We start from the raw sequence: 16,525 nt of genomic DNA, 5'->3' as shown, positions 1-16,525 counted from the left end.
CACGACAAGGACGCAAAGGGTATGGCCCGTAAATCCCACAGCCGTGTATCCATCCTCTCCGAGCTCTGGGCCTTCATGAAGGTCCGCAAGAAATGGTGGCTTGGCCCCATCATCCTCATTCTGCTGCTGCTCGGGCTCCTCGTGGTGCTCACGAGCGGCTCTGCGCTCGCGCCGTTCATCTACACCTTATTCTGAGAGAACGGGGGGGCTCCCTTGGTGCGACGGGCTTCTCACCGGGCTACTTCACGCGGGCCAGGAATGCCAGCATCACGCGATTGACCTCGTCGGGGTTCTCCAGCACACTCATGTGCGCGGCGTGAGGAATGATGTGGAGTTCGGAACCGGGGATCTTCGCGTGCATCGCGCGTGATGCGTCGGGAGGCGTGGTGACGTCGTGCTCCCCCACGATGATGAGCGTCGGCACCTTGATGTTCTCGAGTGCGGCCGTCGTGTCGCTCCTTGCCGCGAGCGCGAGCAGTGTGCCGGCAATGGCAAGAGGCGGCGTGCGTGCGATGGTCGTGCGGATGTGTTCGACAGCATCCGGGACGCGCGTGAACGACGATTCGGCGAACACCTTCTTGATGAAATCGTCGGCGAACCAGCTCGAACCCCGGGATTTCACCGCCGCCATGGTTCGCGCGCGCATGATCTTTGCATCGTTCCCGTCCGTTTCGCTCCGCGTGTTGCACAGGATCGCCGCGTGGAACCGTTCCGGGTTCCGCTCCAGTGCGCGGAGGGTGATGTACCCTCCCATCGACAACCCGGCGATCACGGCTTTCGCGATGCCGAGATGGTCCATCACCGCCAGCAGATCGTCCACGTGCCCTTCGATCGTGTACTGGCCATCTCCCATACTGCTCTCACCCAACCCGCGTACGTCGTAGGCGATCGTGCGATAGCGTGTGTTCAGGGCGGCCACCTGGGCATCCCACATCTTGTGACTGAAGGGAAAGCCATGGATGAAGATGATGGGGAGTGCCGCAGGATCCCCCTTTTCGACCACATGCAGCAGTGCTGTTTGGACCTGGACGTGCATTGACATGCCTCCCGTAGTGTATGGTCAAATCTACGGAAATCGGCGGGCAGAGTCACGCGACGCCCGCGCCGTCTCCTTGAACATGCCGTAATCTTGTGGTATATTCGTTAAATATTTGTCACTCTCCCGGTCAAACGAGGCTCCCATGAAGGATGTCCTGGGCTACATCGAAAACAACAAAGAACGCTACCTGAAGGAACTCACCGAGTTCCTGGCCATTCCGAGCGTCAGCACCAACCCCGAGAATGCAGGCGATATCCGCCGGTGTGCGGACTGGGTTGCGGACCACCTCCGCTCCATCGGCATACCCGATGTGCGTATCATGGCAACGCCCGGGCATCCGGTCGTGTATGGGGCATGGATGGACGCTCCGGGGAAGCCGACGGTCCTGATCTACGGGCACTATGACGTCCAACCGCCCGAGCCGCTCGAGCTCTGGACATCGCCGCCGTTCGAAGCGACGGTGCGGGGCGAGGACCTGTATGCCCGCGGCGCATCGGACGACAAGGGGCAGGTCTTCATCCATCTGAAGGCCATTGAGGCCATGATGCGGACCACGGGGACGCTGCCGGTGAATGTGAAGTTCATCATTGAGGGTGAAGAAGAGATCGGGAGCGAGCATCTGGATGAGTTCGTCAAGACGCACGCGGACCTCCTGAAGGCGGACCTCGTCATGGTCTCGGACACCTCCATGTTCGCCCGTGGGGTGCCGTCGATCTGCTACGGGTTGCGCGGACTCGCCTACATGCAGCTCGACCTGGTAGGGCCGAAGGGTGACCTGCATTCGGGGTCGTACGGCGGGTCGATCCTCAACCCCATTCAGGCACTTGCGGAGATCATTGCGAAGCTGCATGATGGCAAGGGGCGCATCACCATCCCCGGCTTCTATGATGATGTCCGTGCGCTTTCAAAGAAGGAGCGAGACGCATACAAGAAGCTGCCGTGGAGCGACAGGAAGTACGCGAAGGATCTCGGCGTGAAGGAGCTGTACGGCGAGAGGGGATTCACGACGCTGGAGCGACTCTGGGCGCGTCCGACGCTGGAGTGTAACGGGATCTGGGGTGGCTTCACGGGTGAAGGTGCAAAGACCGTGCTGCCGAGCAAGGCGTCGGCGAAGATCTCGATGCGCCTCGTTCCGGACCAGTCCTCGAAGAAGGTCAGTGCGCTGTTCACGAAGTACATCAGGAAGATCGCGCCTCCCGGCGTGACGGTCACCGTGCAGTCGCTGCATGGCGGTGAGCCCGCGATCACCCCCATCGACAGTCCGGGCGTGCGTGCTGCGTACGCGGCACTGGAGAAGGGCTTCGGCAAGAAGCCGCTCTATCAACGCGAAGGCGGTTCCATTCCGATCGTCGTGCAATTCAAGAAGCTGCTCAAGATCGATACGGTGCTTCTCGGGTTCGGATTGCCCGATGAGAACGCCCATGCCCCGGACGAGTTCATGCATTTGCCGAACTTCTTCGGCGGGATCCGCACCGCGGCACATTTTCTGAATGAGTTGCCTGCGTTCATGAAGAAGGGGGGCTGAGCCCGGGGGGCTTCGCATGCTACGTGTCAACATCCTCCTTCATGTGCACACCGTTGGCCTGAGGCGTGACCTCCGGGTCTTTCGTGCGGTCCTCCGCGGCAGGCCGGTTGAACTGACGATCACGGCTTTCGATCCCGCCCTCGCTCCGCGTCTCCGGCGTGGGGTCCGGCGTGCGATCTATACATTGCTTCCGCGAAAGCGGTACGACATCAACGTGTTCGTGGAAGAGATCAGTGAACAGTGGTTGCCGTTCGCACGCGTGAACTGCCTGATGCCGCATCAGGAGTGGTTGAGCGAAGGAAGCCGTGCGCTGCTGTCGCGATTGGATGTGGTCCTGAGCAAGACGCATTTTGCCGAGAGGCTGTTCGCGGAACTCGGTCTGCGGTCGATCTACACGGGGTTCACGACACTGGACCGGTACAACCCGGGCATTCGGAAGGACTTTGGCGCGTGCATTCACGTCGCGGGGAGCAGCCTCCAGAAGGGGAGCATGGCCGTGAACCGGACATGGCTCGACAACCCTTCCTTCCCGACACTGGAAATGTACTGGTACGAACCCTCGGCCCGGCCCATCGGGGCTTCCAACATTCGCCTCGAGCGCGGATTCCTGACGGAGCGTGTGATCCACGAGGCGCAGAATCATTGCGGGATCCACCTGTGCCCGTCGGAGGCCGAGGGATACGGACATTATCTTGCGGAGGCGATGAGTTGCGGTGCACTGGTCGTGAGCACCGACGCGCCGCCTATGAACGAGCTTGTCACGAATGAGCGGGGCGTCCTGGTCGGCTACGATCGTGTTGCACCGCAGGCAGTAGGCACGAACTTCTATGTGGATGAGCAGAAACTTGCCGTTGCCATGCGCGGGATCTTCGCGATGCCCATCGAAGAGCGGAAGCGTCTCGGTGAAGCGGCGCGCTCGTGGTTCGTCGAGAACGACAGGGCATTCCGAAACCGGTTCTGGGAGGTGTTGCAGGGGCTCGCCTGAGCGGTCCGGCAGGCGCGCTGTCAGCTTCCGTGAGTGAGCGGGAACCGCACATCGAATCGTGTGCCACCGGCGGTCGTGATCTGACACCGGCCTTCGATCTGTTCCACGAGGATCTCCACGAGGTGAAGGCCGAGTGTTGAGCCCTTTGCGTTCTCCGGTGCGGGGGGAAGCCCCTGCCCGTTGTCGGCAACGGTCAGCACACATTCTCCGTCCGGGGAGGATCGTGCGGTGACCCTGATGGTTCCTTCCGCATCCCCCGGGAATGCATGTTTGAATGCGTTGGTCACCAGTTCGCTCACGATCAGTCCGAGCGGGATAGCGACATCGAGGGTGACGGAGATCGGATCGCTCGACACATCGATGCGCACCCGGCGGCTCCCGTGCGAGCTCTGGAGATGATTCACGAGGTCCGCGAGGTAATCCGCGAGGTCGATCCCCATGAACGTTCCGGTCCTGTACAGTCGCTCGTGAACGAGCGCCATGGCCCTGATCCGGTCCTGGCTTTCGAGCATGAGGCCGCGTGAGTGTTCGTCGATGACATTGTCCGATTGAAGACTGAGAAGGCTGGAGACGACCTGGAGATTGTTCTTGACCCGGTGATGGATCTCCTTGAGGAGGATCTCTTTCTCCTGCAGTGAATCGCGCAGGTGGGTCTCGGAAGACTGTAGCTGTTCATTGCGCGCCACCAATGCCGCATTGAGATGCTCGAGTTCCCCCTGACGTGCCGCCAGTTCTCTGGCCGCACTGCTTCTCTCGCGGTAGCGGAAGAACAGGACGAGCCCCAGGAGGAGGCTCAGCGCGGCCAGCGCGATGAGGTAGTTCCTGACGGATCTGGCCTGTTCGAGGGCCAGTTGCTGGATGATCTGCTCCTTCCGTTCGGAATCGAAGCGGACCTGGAGCTCGGCAAGGTGGCGTCCGTTCCTTTCGTTGTCCAGGGAATCTCTGAGGCGAATGAAGGCGACGAGGCTGTCGTATGCCAGGCGGTAGTTCCCCTGGGCGGCAAGGTTGAGCGGGATCTCCTGTGCGCTCAGAATGGCGATGCGTGAGAGGCCGATGGACAGGCTGATGGCCTCAGCCTTGCGGGCGCAGGCGAGGGCCCGTGCATGATCGCCCTTCTCGCGGGCGAGGATGGCCATGTTCTTGTACGTTGTCGCGATGAGGTTTCCGCTTCCCGTGTGCATACTGGTGGCATGGGACTTCCTGTAGCTCTCCTCAGCCTCCCCGTAGCGTCGCTGCATCCGGTAGACATTGCCGATGTTATTGAGCAGGACAGCGATACTATTGGACCCGGGGCTCGTCCTTGTGCGATAGGCCAGTAATGCCTCATAGTAGATGAGAGCGGAATCGAGAGATCCGCGGCTGGCCATCCAGCTTCCGAGATGATTGCGGGTGATCGCGACGCCCTCGGAATCCCCAAGGGCCATGGCGGCGGCGAGAGCGCGACGGAAGAACCCGATATCGCTCACCGAGGTACCGAAGTCCCGTGCGGCAAGTCCAAGATGATTGTCGATACGCACCCCGAGCACGAGGTGGCCGGCCCGGCGTGCGATGGTCAGGGCTTCGAATCCCTGTTGGAGTGCGACGGTGGGGTCGCCCCGCGTATATGCCATCAACCCGGCATTGTTCAACGCTGCGGCTATGAGCGAGTCGTCGCCTGCAGAACGTGCGAGGTCCAGCGCGCGGAGATGGTACGCTTCGGAGGAATCGTTCGCGCCGCTTTGAAAGTACGCCTCGCCGGCAAGCTGGCATCCAAGTGCCTGAAGCCGGAGATCGCCATTGGTTCGGGAGATCGCAAGTCCGCGGAGTGCACACCGGAGAGAGGTTGCGGGGTCGGTTTCTGCGGTGAAGCGGGCCGAGTCGAAGAGCGCGGTCGCTGCGTAACGGACTGCGCTTGCCGTGGGGGCTTGCACGCTGTCCGGTCCGGCATTGCTTCGTGAGGCCGGAAAGAGCAGGATCGATCCTACGAAGAACGCACCGATCTTGATGAAGTGTTCGAATTCGGCTCGCATCAGGCTCTCTTTTGCGACGAAAGTACGAGGACTGCGCTTCAAATGCAACTGGATCGGCGGGGGTGGTCTGGCCCCTATGAGGGCCCGATCGCAACGTGCAGCAAACACGACGAAGCTGGAAGAAAAGATGTCGATATTCATCCGTTCGCTGGAACCCGGGGACGCTGCACTGCTCTGGGAATTCACATACCTTGCTGTGCATGTCCCGCCTGGCGAGCCGCCGTACCCGCGCGACATTCTTGATATCCCCGCCATCAGGCAGTATGCGAAAGCATGGGGTAGGGAAGGCGACCTCGGCGTTGTGGCGTGTGAGGGCGAACGCGTGGTCGGTGCTGCGTGGACACGGCTGCTGGGCGGCGAACCAAAGGGATTCGGGTATGTTGATGAGGAGACCCCGGAACTCGCCATGTCGGTGGTGAGGGAATACCGGGGCCAGGGGATCGGGACCGGTCTGTTGGCGCGTGTGCTTGAGGAAGCCGCGGAGCGATTTCCGGGAGTATCTCTGAGCGTAGATGACGACAATCCGGCGAAGCGGTTGTATCTGCGTGCGGGCTTCACGCCTGTAGGCCTGGTGGGGACTTCTGTGACGATGGTGAAGCGATTCGGCAACACCGGAAGATCACCGGTGAAATGAGGGCGCGAAGCAGTTGAAAATATCGAGGGGATTGAGTATATTATCTATCCCCTCACGGGGATTTTGCTGGCGTAGCTCAGTTGGTTAGAGCACCAGATTGTGGATCTGGGGGTCACTGGTTCAAATCCAGTCGCCAGTACTTCAGAAACGCCAATTCTCAGGTGCCGATGAAGGCGATGTTTTACCTTGACAAATGCAGGCGCAATAGGTACATTTGAGCAGCTTCATAATCCGATACGCCGGTAGGCCGGCACCGACCCCCCGGCACGATTCGTGCCGGGGGGTCACATTTTTTGGGGGGAGTAATGCAGATTGCTATATTGCTTGACGGGGACTTCACCCGTCGAATTCTCGAGCGCAAGATCGGCCATCGGCCGTCAGTGGCCGAACTTGAAGTGTCCTGTAAGAGACTGGGCCACCTGGGGGAGGATATTGTGGGAGTGTACTTCTACGATTGCCCCCCATTCGCAGAGACCAGGCCCCTTCCGGTGTCGCGTAGAGACTTTGACTTCTCGTCGACTCGCGTCTATCACCGAGCACAAGCATTCCAACATGATCTGAAGCATAACCCCTTTTTCACGTATCGGGCTGGTCATTTGTCATTTGATGGGTGGCAACTCAAGCAGGAATCGATCGATCGCTTGATCAAGAAGCCGGGACCCCTCACAGACGAGGATTTTGTGCCGGTGCTGTCCCAGAAGCAGGTTGACATGAAGATCGGCCTGGATGTGGCGAAGCTAGCGATTGACAAGAAAGTTGGGAGGATATTGCTCGCGACCTCAGACGCAGACTTTGTCCCGGCAATAAGCTTTGCTCGATCAAAGAACATCGAGATGGTCCTGGTGTCGGACCTCCCGGCGATCAAATACTCCAAAGGGGTTCTCCTCAAAGCATTCAACTCTCATCGGACCATGTGATCACATCTTAGATAGCACATCCGTTTTGAACCCGGCCCTTCGCCGGGTTCAATCGTTTACTACCCGATTCAATTCCTGTACTCAGCATCCACGATCCCCGTTCACCCCATTCCCTGGCATTCAAGCAACCACGCGTGATATTGAACCGGACACGTGCTTCTCTCCGTAGCTCCGCACGTGCTTCGTACCCCTGATGTAAACCATCGAAAGCGAACATGAAGAAGTGGCTCCTCGTCTTCCTTCTCTCCGCACCCACCGCCGTCCTCGGTCAGCACGGGTACGGACGCAAGCTCCTGCCCTGAACGCCCCTCCATCACAGGATTGGAATGGCACTATCCGCATCCGCTCAACGGAACGACACAGATCGTCTTCCGGATTGCAGACGCTGGTTATGCATCGTTGAAGGTGTATGATGTCTTGGGACGCGAGGTGGCGGATCTGTACGAAGGGCGGTGGCAACCCGGGGTGTACGCGGCGGCTTGCAATGCCAGCGATCTGGCGAGCGACGTCTACCTCTGCCGCCTCAGCGTGGATGGCTTCTCTGAAACGCGGAGATTGATCCTCATGAAGTACGTTTCACGGGATCGATGTGCAACTCCGGACCCGGCTCACGATGGGCCGGGTCCGGTGTTCTCCGTGTCACTGCCGCCAGGTGACGGGGACCTGTCTGTTCATGCTGAAGGTCGCGTCCACGGAGTGGAAGCCTGTGTCATCCACACTCCACTCCTGCGTTCGCGTGATGCTGAGCTTTCCCGGACCCGGATCGAAGCCGCTCACATCCAAGCCATCCAGGCTCCCATCATCGACCTGGGAGTTGCTGACGTTCCTGGATGCATCGCTTGCCCTCCCCAGCACGGTGTTCCCCGAACCCGCGACATAGCGGATCGTGAATTTGTCCGAACGGGACAGTGTGGCGCCCGCGATGGTGGGCGCGGCGAAGACGGGTCGCTCCGGCACTGTGACGCGCGCGGTGCTGATGATGCCTGCATCCTTGTACGTGATCACGTATGACCCTTTCGCAGGCTGTTGCGGGATGCGCTCGGCATGGCCGTAGAACGAGCCGTACCAGGACATCGTGATGCCATTGCACTGGACGGTGATGCCGGGATCGATCTGCACCGGATTCCCGCTGAAGAGGAATTGAACGACGGTCATTACTTTGCCATCACCGGGCTTCTCGTCAAGATCCAGCACCGTGATCCGTACATCAAGGCCGGACGCCGGTCCATGATAGATCGATGGGGTGCAACATCCGACACATCCCTCCATGGTCGCGCATAGCGCCACGAGTACCGCAAGGATGTATCCGCTGCCACCCCGGATTGTGCCACGCATGCCTGCCTCCTGGTGAGAGTGGCCATGGGGCATCTGATCTTCTCCGGTCCGCGTGCACTCCCTGCCTCCTTCTCCGATCCTCGATGCTCACAGCCATGTAATCGCTATAGTTGTGTTCGTGTCGTATTTGGTCTTCGCCGATGCGAAGCCCGTCCCGGACAGGGCTCCCTCCAGCGTCCGTGTGATGCTCAGGGTTCCCGGCCCCGGGACGAAGGCGCTGACATCGAGTCCGTCGTGTATCCCGTCATCAGGCTGCGAATTGTTCGCGGCGTTTGATGCATCGTTCGCACCTCCGCGGACGGACGTCCCGCCCCCCGGTATGTAATGTATGGAAAATGTAGTGGAACGTGCAAGTAGTGCGCCAGAAAGGGTGGGGGACGAGAATATGGGCCGCGCCGGCACCGTGACATTCGCTGTGGTTGTCACACCTCCCCGGGTGAATGTGCAGGTATAGGTCCCTCCGAAGGGCTGGATGGGGATCCGCTCGGCGTGCCCGAACATCAATCCGTTCCAGGGAAGCACAACACCATTGCATTTCAGCGTGATCGCCGATCCCAACTCCACGGTTGAGCTGCCCTGGAAGAACTGCATCACCACGATCACTTTGCCATCTGAGGGCATCTCGGCAAGATCCAGCACCGAGATCTTGAGATCCAACGCAGATGCCGGGGCGTCAACGACGGTCGGCTGCTGACATCCGCTGCATCCGGCCAGACCAAGACACAGCACAAGCACGATCACGCTCGTCATGAGCGACTGCACATTGTTCGTATTGGCTCGTATCATCCTACCCTCCGGGTATGTGTTGTGAATATGGACAATCCTCCGTCCTCGATCCTCCGTCTTCCAACTTCCATCTTCCATCCTCGATCTTCCATCCTCCATCTTCAATAAGTCTTCGCTACTCCCGACAGAAAGAACTTGCTCAGCAACTCACTTACCGAAAGCCCCAGCGACGACGGCACCCGTCCGGGTGTGCCGATCATCGAGATCGGGATGATGATGAGATGGCCGCCGGACGAAGGCCAGACCTCCCCCCCTTTCATGGTGAAGTTCCAACTCCCACCGGGGGCACAGGAGACGTAGTTACTGTCTCCCTGGTACCACCCGCGGTCCCGGGATGACGGCACAGCCCAGAGCCGGTTCGGATCCACGACCCAGATCTTCGAATTCCCGGACCCGTCGGTCGTTACTCCATAGGCGATGAGCGAATGTCCGCCGCCGCTGATCGGGTTCGTGGTCTTCGTAATGGAGATGATACACGGGCCTTCTTTTCCGATGGCCTGACGCGCAAGGGCTACCGCGAAGTTCGAGTTCTGCGAATGGCCCAGCTGCGCCTGGTCGAGATAGGTCTCGATGGAGGCAAGCGACAACTGCCGGCCGTGCATGATGTTGACGAGCCTGCGCAAGCCGGGGTCGTCCGGCCCCTTCGCCCCGGACCAGACCGTATCGCCCCGATAACTGCCCGTCGGAGCGCAGTAGCCATAGTACCCCCCGAACTTGTTCACCATCAGGCTCAGGAGGCAGATGCCGTAGCAATTGCCAAGCCCCCCGTCATTGTTGGGATCGGGCAGCTTCTTCCTGAACGCCTGCTCATAGAAGAGCTTGTCGAAGGTGGCCGAAAGCCACGTGCCTTCCGGATCTACGGGTATCCCGAAAAAGGAGTGGGAATAGATGTCCCACGTGAACAACGTGTCGGTGAAGTTCCGGAACCCCCAGCTGTATTTCTCTGCTGCGGCCGGATCGGGGTTCTGCGACCGTGCGCTCCCCCCGATGATCAGCAGCGCGGATCCGAGTAGCAACAGGCGGCTCACTCTCTGCACTGTCCTCATCACGCCTCCTATGGATGATTGCCGGGTTTCGGGTCTGACAACTTCGTCAACATCCCGTCGCGCCGGAGCGCAACGACCCGGTAATAGTAGTTCGTGTTCCGCGCAACGGAGACGTCCGTATAACTGCTGGACCGTTGCAGGCTCTCGATCTGATAGTACTGTCCGTTCGCCGACGTACTCCGGAAGACGAAGAAGCCCTGAACCTTCGAGGTGTCGTATCCCGGGGTCCAGACGAGCGTGAGTCCGCACGGGTCGTCCGCCGGCAGTACGGCGAGGATCTGCGGTGGTGTCTCACGGTTCGATGCGAATGTGAACGTGCCGATGGCCAGTGCACTGTCCGGGCGGCTCTGGTTCCCCGCCCTGTCGACACCCAGCACTTTGTACCAGTAGATCCGCTTGCGGTCGGCCGTGCTGTCCGTCCACGAACCGATACTCATGTACGGATTGCTCACCAGCGGGATGCTGTCGCATCCTACCGCGGGTGGCGCCGCATACGGCGCCTGCAAGCGGCTTCCCGTGCCGGGAGGAAGCACGACGGTCATGCCCCCCACCCACGCATACGGTCCGGCCTGCGACTCCGAGCGGAACACATGGTACGCCGCAATGTCCTGGACCGGCGGGCCGATGTAGTCCACCTGGATCGCGCTGTCGCGCGCCATCAGCCCCGCAACGATCGCGGGCTCGGGTGGCGTTCTGTCGCGCAGATGTTCGCAGACGATGATCTCCGATGAGAGTGGAAGTGGGAGTCTGCCGCTGATGTTCTGTGCATGATCCTGCGCCTTGACGAGGTACGCATAACACAGCGGGGACCCCGCCGGCACGGAATGATCATCGAAGTACGTAGGGTTGCCAAGCGCCTTCGCATCCGACGCGGACACGATGCCGACCAGCACGAACGGGCCTCCGCAATCCCGCTTGCCATTCGTGGAGATGTCGTGGATCACGCCGCCCGCATCCGCCGCCGACCGGCAGGGATACCACCCCCCGCGGTCACAGTGCGACCGGAAGATGAGGTACTGATCCACCCCGCACTCCGTGCTGAGTTCCCACTTCACCCGGATGAAGTCATCGAACCCCGTCGCCGTCGTACCGGTCACGATCGATGGAGGCGTAATATCCTTGAGCGCTGCGCCGACGGCGATGGACCGCCGCGATACGTTGCCGGCGTTGTCGCGCGCCTCGACGCGGAAGAAGAGGGTGCTGTCCAGACATGCGCTCCGCAAACCCGCTGTGCTGTCGAATGCTGTGAAGACGAGACTGTCGTTGGGAAGCGGAGCGGTCACAACCGGGGGGACGAGCACCGCTCCGCTATCGGGATGCTGTCCCTGGGTATACCGGTACACCCTGTACGATGCGACGGCTTCCCGGTGACCGTCGACATCGTGGCGAACCTTCGACCAGCGGACCCTGAATGCGCTGCTGGCCTCGATGGCATCCACCATGATGTCTCCCGGCACGGCGGGCGGCGTCCTGTCCACGGGTATGCCCGACACGGCATTCGATAGCGGCCCTGTGTTTCCGAGCACATCCCTGAGCTGCACGCGGTACCAGTATTTCACGCCATTGGCCGGGCCGGCGAACGGGAACGGATTGCCCGGAACGGTGCGCGGCTCAGGATCGCCGAGGGCTCCCCAGCGCTCGTAGTCCGTGAAGCCGTGAGCGATCGGTGCCACCGCGGCACTGTCCAGGTCCAGGGAGATCTCGGCACTCACGTCGGCGTCGTTGACCTTCCGGTATGGTCCGAAGAGGCTCGTCGACCGGACCACCACGAACGATGAGAACGCGGCAGGTGGCTTGTTCCACAGGATCTGGATCTTTGCGTCCCCGATGACCGGCCGGACGTTCGCAGGCACGGGGATGGGCGCTGGAATCCCTGCCGTGACAGCAGTTTCGTTCACTCCCGACGCCGGCAGTTCGGTGCCTCCGGTGCCCACGCGGACAATACGGTACGAGTACGGAGTACCGTTCACGACACTGCCGTCGATGAACGACTGTCCCATGACCTGCGCAATAGCGGGACGGGCAGCAGCGAGGATCTGGACGCGCCGCCACTGCGGCGAGCCGGCAGGGAAGTGGACGATCGAAAAGACGTTCGCCAGTGGCTGGATCGCACCGCCTGCGCCGGTGCTGTCCGCGAGCGCGTACGCGATCGTGTTCCAGTCGTCGGAATCACGGGGGATGATGCTCTTGAACGCCGTCGTGTCGGTGACCGGCGCGATCACGGCTGCATTCAGCGGCGACGGGGGATATGTTGCCGCTCCACCGAGCTTGCGGTACAGATGGTATCCCCGGATGGGCGTGCCGGAGGAGTCGGCGCTCCATGTGAGCAGTACCCGTTTCGCGGGTGCCGGCTGCGTGGCTGCGCTGAGGTCCTGCGCGAATGCTGCGTGTGGAGTGGCAAGGGCCAGAAGCGCCACAGCCAGGAACGTTGCGCCGCGGACCACGGTGCGCCAGCGAACCGCCGGAGCACCGTGACCCGCGAAATATGATCGAGTGTTCATGATATCTCCGTCAGTAAATGTAGAATCCCTGGCTGGCATTGAAGCCGCAATGGAGCGTCGTCCCGCCGCAGAACACGAGGAAGACACAGGCATCCATGCCGATCTCCCCGGCGAAGGCGGGGGGATAGCCCACGATGAGCTGCAGGTTTCCCCATGCGTCCGCGCTCACGATCCCGCCCAGGATCTTCCCCCAGAGGTACAGCCCGACATTGCCGATGAGACCGAATCCACCGCCGATGTCGCCACCATATCCCGCGAACGCGCCGAGCGCGGCGAATGCCTGATATCCTCCGGAGAAGACATAGCCAAAATTCTTCGCATCACCCCAGCTCACATAGGCGTACACGCCGGTGATGCGCTGCGGCAGCGCCTGTTTGTTCAGCCCGAAGCGTCCGCTGATCCCATCCATCACCCAGATGTTGTCCTTGTTGGAGTTGATCCCGAACCAGAGGCCGGCCTCCTTGTTGCTGGAGGAAGCACCCGATGCACCGCCGCCCATGGAGTACATCGAGACCGCAACGCGCCCCTGGATCGTCTCGTGGTCGGCCCCGATGTGCCACTGCAGCTCGCCTGCACCGGATGTCCCCGCGAGGAGGCTGTTCATGTCGACGATGCCCTTGAGGTATCCTTCGGCGTAGTCGGCATCGCGATCGATCGACAGCGTGATGTAGCCTATCACCTCGATGTTGCGCGTTAAGAGAACGGCATACGCATCACCCGCGAAGAGCATGTCCGTGCGCGAGGGCGTGTATCCGATGGCCACGCTTACGGCACCGGCGGTCCGACCGACGATGCTGAACCCCGCCCCGGCGTTCGCCGACAGTTCACCACCCACCGCGACGCGTTCAAGTTTGTCACCGACGATGCAACCACATCCCCAGATGTTCTTCATCGCACTCATCGTGAGGAGCGGGCCGAGATTCACGCCGCCTTCGGATGCGCGGCTCAGGGAGAAGCATGATCGTTCAGCCTTCACATCGATGCGACCGGGGAGCGGGCTGTCGAACAGGACATACCGGGTGATCGTCGCCGTTCCGGGCCCCGTGAAGCCGTCCTGCTGCAGACTGTCGTACCCGACCCTGAAGTCCAGATCGGCGACACCATCACCCCAGTCCCTTGCCAGATGGAGGTCGGAGATCCCTCTGCCATAGGAGGAACTCAGCGGCGTGCGCACCGTGCGCCCGGCGTAGACGCCGTCCGGGCGATTCGGCGATCTCCAGTCATACACCCAGAGCGGCTTTGCGCCGAAGAAGCTGAAGGCCAGATCGCCGTAGGTGACGAGGTACCCGGAATCGTTCGGAGCGGCGGGATTGTAGTCCGACAGCCCGACGAATGACGGTGCATACGGGATCCTGTCGAAGCACTGGCTCCGCCCGTTGTAGTCGAAGGAAAGCCTGCCGAGGTTACCCGTGGCCAGGATCTCACCCCACGTCAGCCAGAACGGGCGTGCAAAATGCCGCGGTTCGGCGATGCCGGCTGCCGTGGTGTAGATCACGCCGAGCTTCACGCACACCACGCCCGCAGCTTGTGTGGAATCCTCCGGAACGAGGGACACGCCCCAGTACTTCATGCTCAGTGTGTGCGAGAGATCGAGTTGCGCGCCCCCTGCTTCAGCCGTAGAGGTGAAGACGAGGTTGGAGAAGCGTGTCGTATCGTTGACCGGGCCGCCGAGGAAGATCCTTCCGTCGAAGTTACTGTCCCATGTCGCACTCTCGACGAATCGCATGCGCATCAGGCGTTGTTTGGAGCGCGGCTCGGACTTGAATGAGACACGCAACGGGCCGCCGCCGAGATAGCGGGGGTCGGTGGACCAGGTGGGACCGAGCTTCACCTCGTCCTTCTGTGCGATGAACTTGGCAATGATCACCTCCGTGTGGATCCCGGTGCCGATGACGTTCATCCAATCCACGATCACGCTGGAGTCCGCGAAGTCGAGTTTGCGCGGTTGCAGGATCGTCCCACCCGGCACGTCCTGGGTCCAGATCGTGAACTTCCGCCCGCGAAGATTCGTGAGCGTCACGCCCTGGATACCCTGTGCCTCGAGAGTGATGTCCGCGGTGTCGGTGACAGGCCGCTGGAACGTCCCACCGGCCGTGGGGTAGTACGGTGCGCGCTGCCGCGCAGCAAGATAGCAGAACCCGCGTGCAGGTTGCCCGAGGATGAGATCCTGTCCGAGCTGATAGTAACGCGGCGAACCGGAGGTCTTGAAGAACTCACCCCAGGTGAATCCCCCTCTCACCGTCACAGCACCGAAAAGGTCCATGTCGCTCTGGACGAGCAGGGTGTCATACGCGGCCACCACGCGCTGGCCCGATTCATCCCGGATCGCCGCGGACGGGAGCTGGATCTCGCCGGCGAAGAACTCGCCGGACTGCACCCCGCACGATCCGAGCCGGATCGATCCGTTGGGTGGATGCAGGGCAACGCGATAGCCAAGCGGCTCGAGGGTTTCGAAGGTGAAAGGTGCCGCGAGGTTGAGACGTGCAGAGAGTCCGGCCCCGGTGATCAATCCGTGGGTGAACGTGTACTTCGCTTTCACGTAGCCCCGGTTGGAGATCACGGGTGCCGAAGGCGGGTCCGGGGTTTCCCCCGCATGCAGGACGACGCCCTTCCACCCTGCCGCAAGGGGTGGAGCACCCGATGCGTCGGAATGTGTGTTCGAAAAATCGATCGTGTATCCGCGTCCCTGCACCTGGATGCCCGTCTCGCCGACATAGAACGGGCCGTACGAAGAGTCGGGCACTTCACGGTATAGATCACAGAGGACGGTGATCGGTGTCCATGGGAGCGCTAACTCAGACCGTATGCACTGGACCGCACTCACCATGCACACCGGAAGGCGGATGTTCCCCTTCACGCTCGCGCGGACCGGCGTGATGATCAGCGAATCGATGGCGAGGCCGAATCCGGCGGATGCGATCACATACGCCGGCGGTGTGGGGATCGCCGGTGAGGTGGGGTAGACCGCTTCTCCGGCGGTCAGCACCACCGTGGCCGCGGCCGGGCCGGACCACTGTGCGCCGGTGAACCGGACGCGTATTCCCTGTGGCCCATTGAGGTCATGGAGAATACCGAGGAGGTGATTCTTGTCCTTGAGGAGTTGCGCCGCCGTGGACCGTTGCGGAAGCTCAAGCTGTATCTTCTCGCCGATGCGGGCTTCAGGCGAAACAAGCAGTGCGTCGTCAATGTGGATCTGGCGGGATGAATCCTCGATGGACTCGACCACCGCAAAGGTCCTCGGAGAGCGCGGTATGTTACCCCATGGGAAGGGTGGAAAGATCGGGAGGCAGTTGAACCGTACACGTCCGATGCCGCTCCGGGGGCCGGCCACGACATTGATATCGTAGCGCTCAACCTCGATCCTGAACGTTCCAGCGATCAGCGTCCGGGGGAACGGCTTCGCAGGAGCGGGCAGGAGTGTCTGGGATCGGGTATGCGTGAGGCCCGGGATGAGAAGTGTGAGCAGAAAGGCTGCGGCCGGGAGATGCTTCATGGCTCCTCCGTTGCGGTGAACGGTCGTGCCGGATCAGGAGGGACGGGGATTCCGGAGTGGTGAGATCAGATGAATGTGAAGGGAGTGGCGCAACTGTGCGCGGGCCCGGTGGGAAAGCCGTGGCAGGGTACTGCTCATGCAGCATGAGTCGTGCGGCCAAGAGGCACTCTACGAATGAGTGGATGACGGTGCCGGTAATGCGACCCACATCAAAGAACGGAATGACCGGAAAAACGATTGCGAGAATATGAGAAA

Annotated in this window: 13 protein-coding genes and 1 tRNA gene; 8 read left to right on the top strand and 6 right to left on the bottom strand. The window is 61.2% G+C overall.

The window, feature by feature from the left end; translation table 11 throughout:
• The first annotated feature begins 21 nt into the window (after positions 1–21).
• Positions 22–195, top strand: coding sequence for a hypothetical protein (locus IPI01_07980; protein ID MBK7257726.1), 174 nt, complete (start codon positions 22–24; stop codon positions 193–195).
• A gap of 43 nt (positions 196–238) precedes the next feature.
• On the opposite strand, the gene IPI01_07975 is transcribed toward IPI01_07980, so the two are convergent.
• A complete protein-coding gene (locus IPI01_07975; protein ID MBK7257725.1) occupies positions 239–1,036 on the bottom strand; it encodes an alpha/beta fold hydrolase in 798 nt (265 codons plus the stop codon).
• 145 nt (positions 1,037–1,181) lie between these two features.
• Here IPI01_07975 and IPI01_07970 point away from each other — a divergent pair, with 145 nt between their 5' ends.
• Positions 1,182–2,564 (top strand): dipeptidase, encoded by a 1,383-nt coding sequence (locus tag IPI01_07970; protein MBK7257724.1) that lies wholly within the window; start codon positions 1,182–1,184, stop codon positions 2,562–2,564.
• Positions 2,565–2,580: 16 nt separating this feature from the next.
• Complete coding sequence (locus IPI01_07965; GenBank protein MBK7257723.1) at positions 2,581–3,549, top strand: glycosyltransferase; 969 nt, start codon at positions 2,581–2,583, stop codon at positions 3,547–3,549.
• Positions 3,550–3,569: 20 nt separating this feature from the next.
• On the opposite strand, the gene IPI01_07960 is transcribed toward IPI01_07965, so the two are convergent.
• On the bottom strand, positions 3,570–5,558 hold the full coding sequence (locus IPI01_07960) for a tetratricopeptide repeat protein (protein ID MBK7257722.1): 1,989 nt from the start codon (positions 5,556–5,558) through the stop codon (positions 3,570–3,572).
• A gap of 127 nt (positions 5,559–5,685) precedes the next feature.
• Here IPI01_07960 and IPI01_07955 point away from each other — a divergent pair, with 127 nt between their 5' ends.
• The 5 genes from IPI01_07955 (at position 5,686) to IPI01_07935 (ending at position 8,390) form a co-directional block, all read left to right on the top strand.
• Positions 5,686–6,192, top strand: a complete 507-nt coding sequence (locus tag IPI01_07955; GenBank protein ID MBK7257721.1) for a GNAT family N-acetyltransferase — start codon at positions 5,686–5,688, stop codon at positions 6,190–6,192.
• 65 nt (positions 6,193–6,257) lie between these two features.
• Positions 6,258–6,331: transfer RNA gene (locus IPI01_07950), tRNA-His, on the top strand.
• Positions 6,332–6,833: 502 nt separating this feature from the next.
• A complete protein-coding gene (locus tag IPI01_07945) occupies positions 6,834–7,109 on the top strand; it encodes an NYN domain-containing protein (protein MBK7257720.1) in 276 nt (91 codons plus the stop codon).
• A gap of 321 nt (positions 7,110–7,430) precedes the next feature.
• Positions 7,431–8,120, top strand: coding sequence for a T9SS type A sorting domain-containing protein (locus IPI01_07940; GenBank protein ID MBK7257719.1), 690 nt, complete (start codon positions 7,431–7,433; stop codon positions 8,118–8,120).
• 33 nt (positions 8,121–8,153) lie between these two features.
• On the top strand, positions 8,154–8,390 hold the full coding sequence (locus tag IPI01_07935) for a hypothetical protein (GenBank protein MBK7257718.1): 237 nt from the start codon (positions 8,154–8,156) through the stop codon (positions 8,388–8,390).
• A 141-nt stretch (positions 8,391–8,531) separates the two neighbouring features.
• Here IPI01_07935 and IPI01_07930 read toward each other — a convergent pair whose 3' ends face one another.
• The 4 genes from IPI01_07930 to IPI01_07915 all read right to left on the bottom strand — a co-directional run bounded on the left by IPI01_07930 (position 8,532) and on the right by IPI01_07915 (position 16,270).
• A complete protein-coding gene (locus IPI01_07930; protein ID MBK7257717.1) occupies positions 8,532–9,230 on the bottom strand; it encodes a hypothetical protein in 699 nt (232 codons plus the stop codon).
• A 101-nt stretch (positions 9,231–9,331) separates the two neighbouring features.
• The gene (locus tag IPI01_07925) at positions 9,332–10,276 is read right to left on the bottom strand and encodes a hypothetical protein (GenBank protein MBK7257716.1); all 945 of its coding nucleotides are present in this window, start codon (positions 10,274–10,276) and stop codon (positions 9,332–9,334) included.
• Between the two features lie 8 nt (positions 10,277–10,284).
• On the bottom strand, positions 10,285–12,777 hold the full coding sequence (locus tag IPI01_07920) for a hypothetical protein (protein ID MBK7257715.1): 2,493 nt from the start codon (positions 12,775–12,777) through the stop codon (positions 10,285–10,287).
• 10 nt (positions 12,778–12,787) lie between these two features.
• Complete coding sequence (locus tag IPI01_07915; protein MBK7257714.1) at positions 12,788–16,270, bottom strand: hypothetical protein; 3,483 nt, start codon at positions 16,268–16,270, stop codon at positions 12,788–12,790.
• Between the last annotated feature and the right edge of the window lie 255 nt (positions 16,271–16,525).

This window comes from Ignavibacteriota bacterium (assembly GCA_016707525.1).
Classification (GTDB): domain Bacteria; phylum Bacteroidota; class Ignavibacteria; order UBA10030; family UBA6906; genus JAGDMK01.
This window is presented reverse-complemented; position numbering and strand designations above follow the sequence as displayed.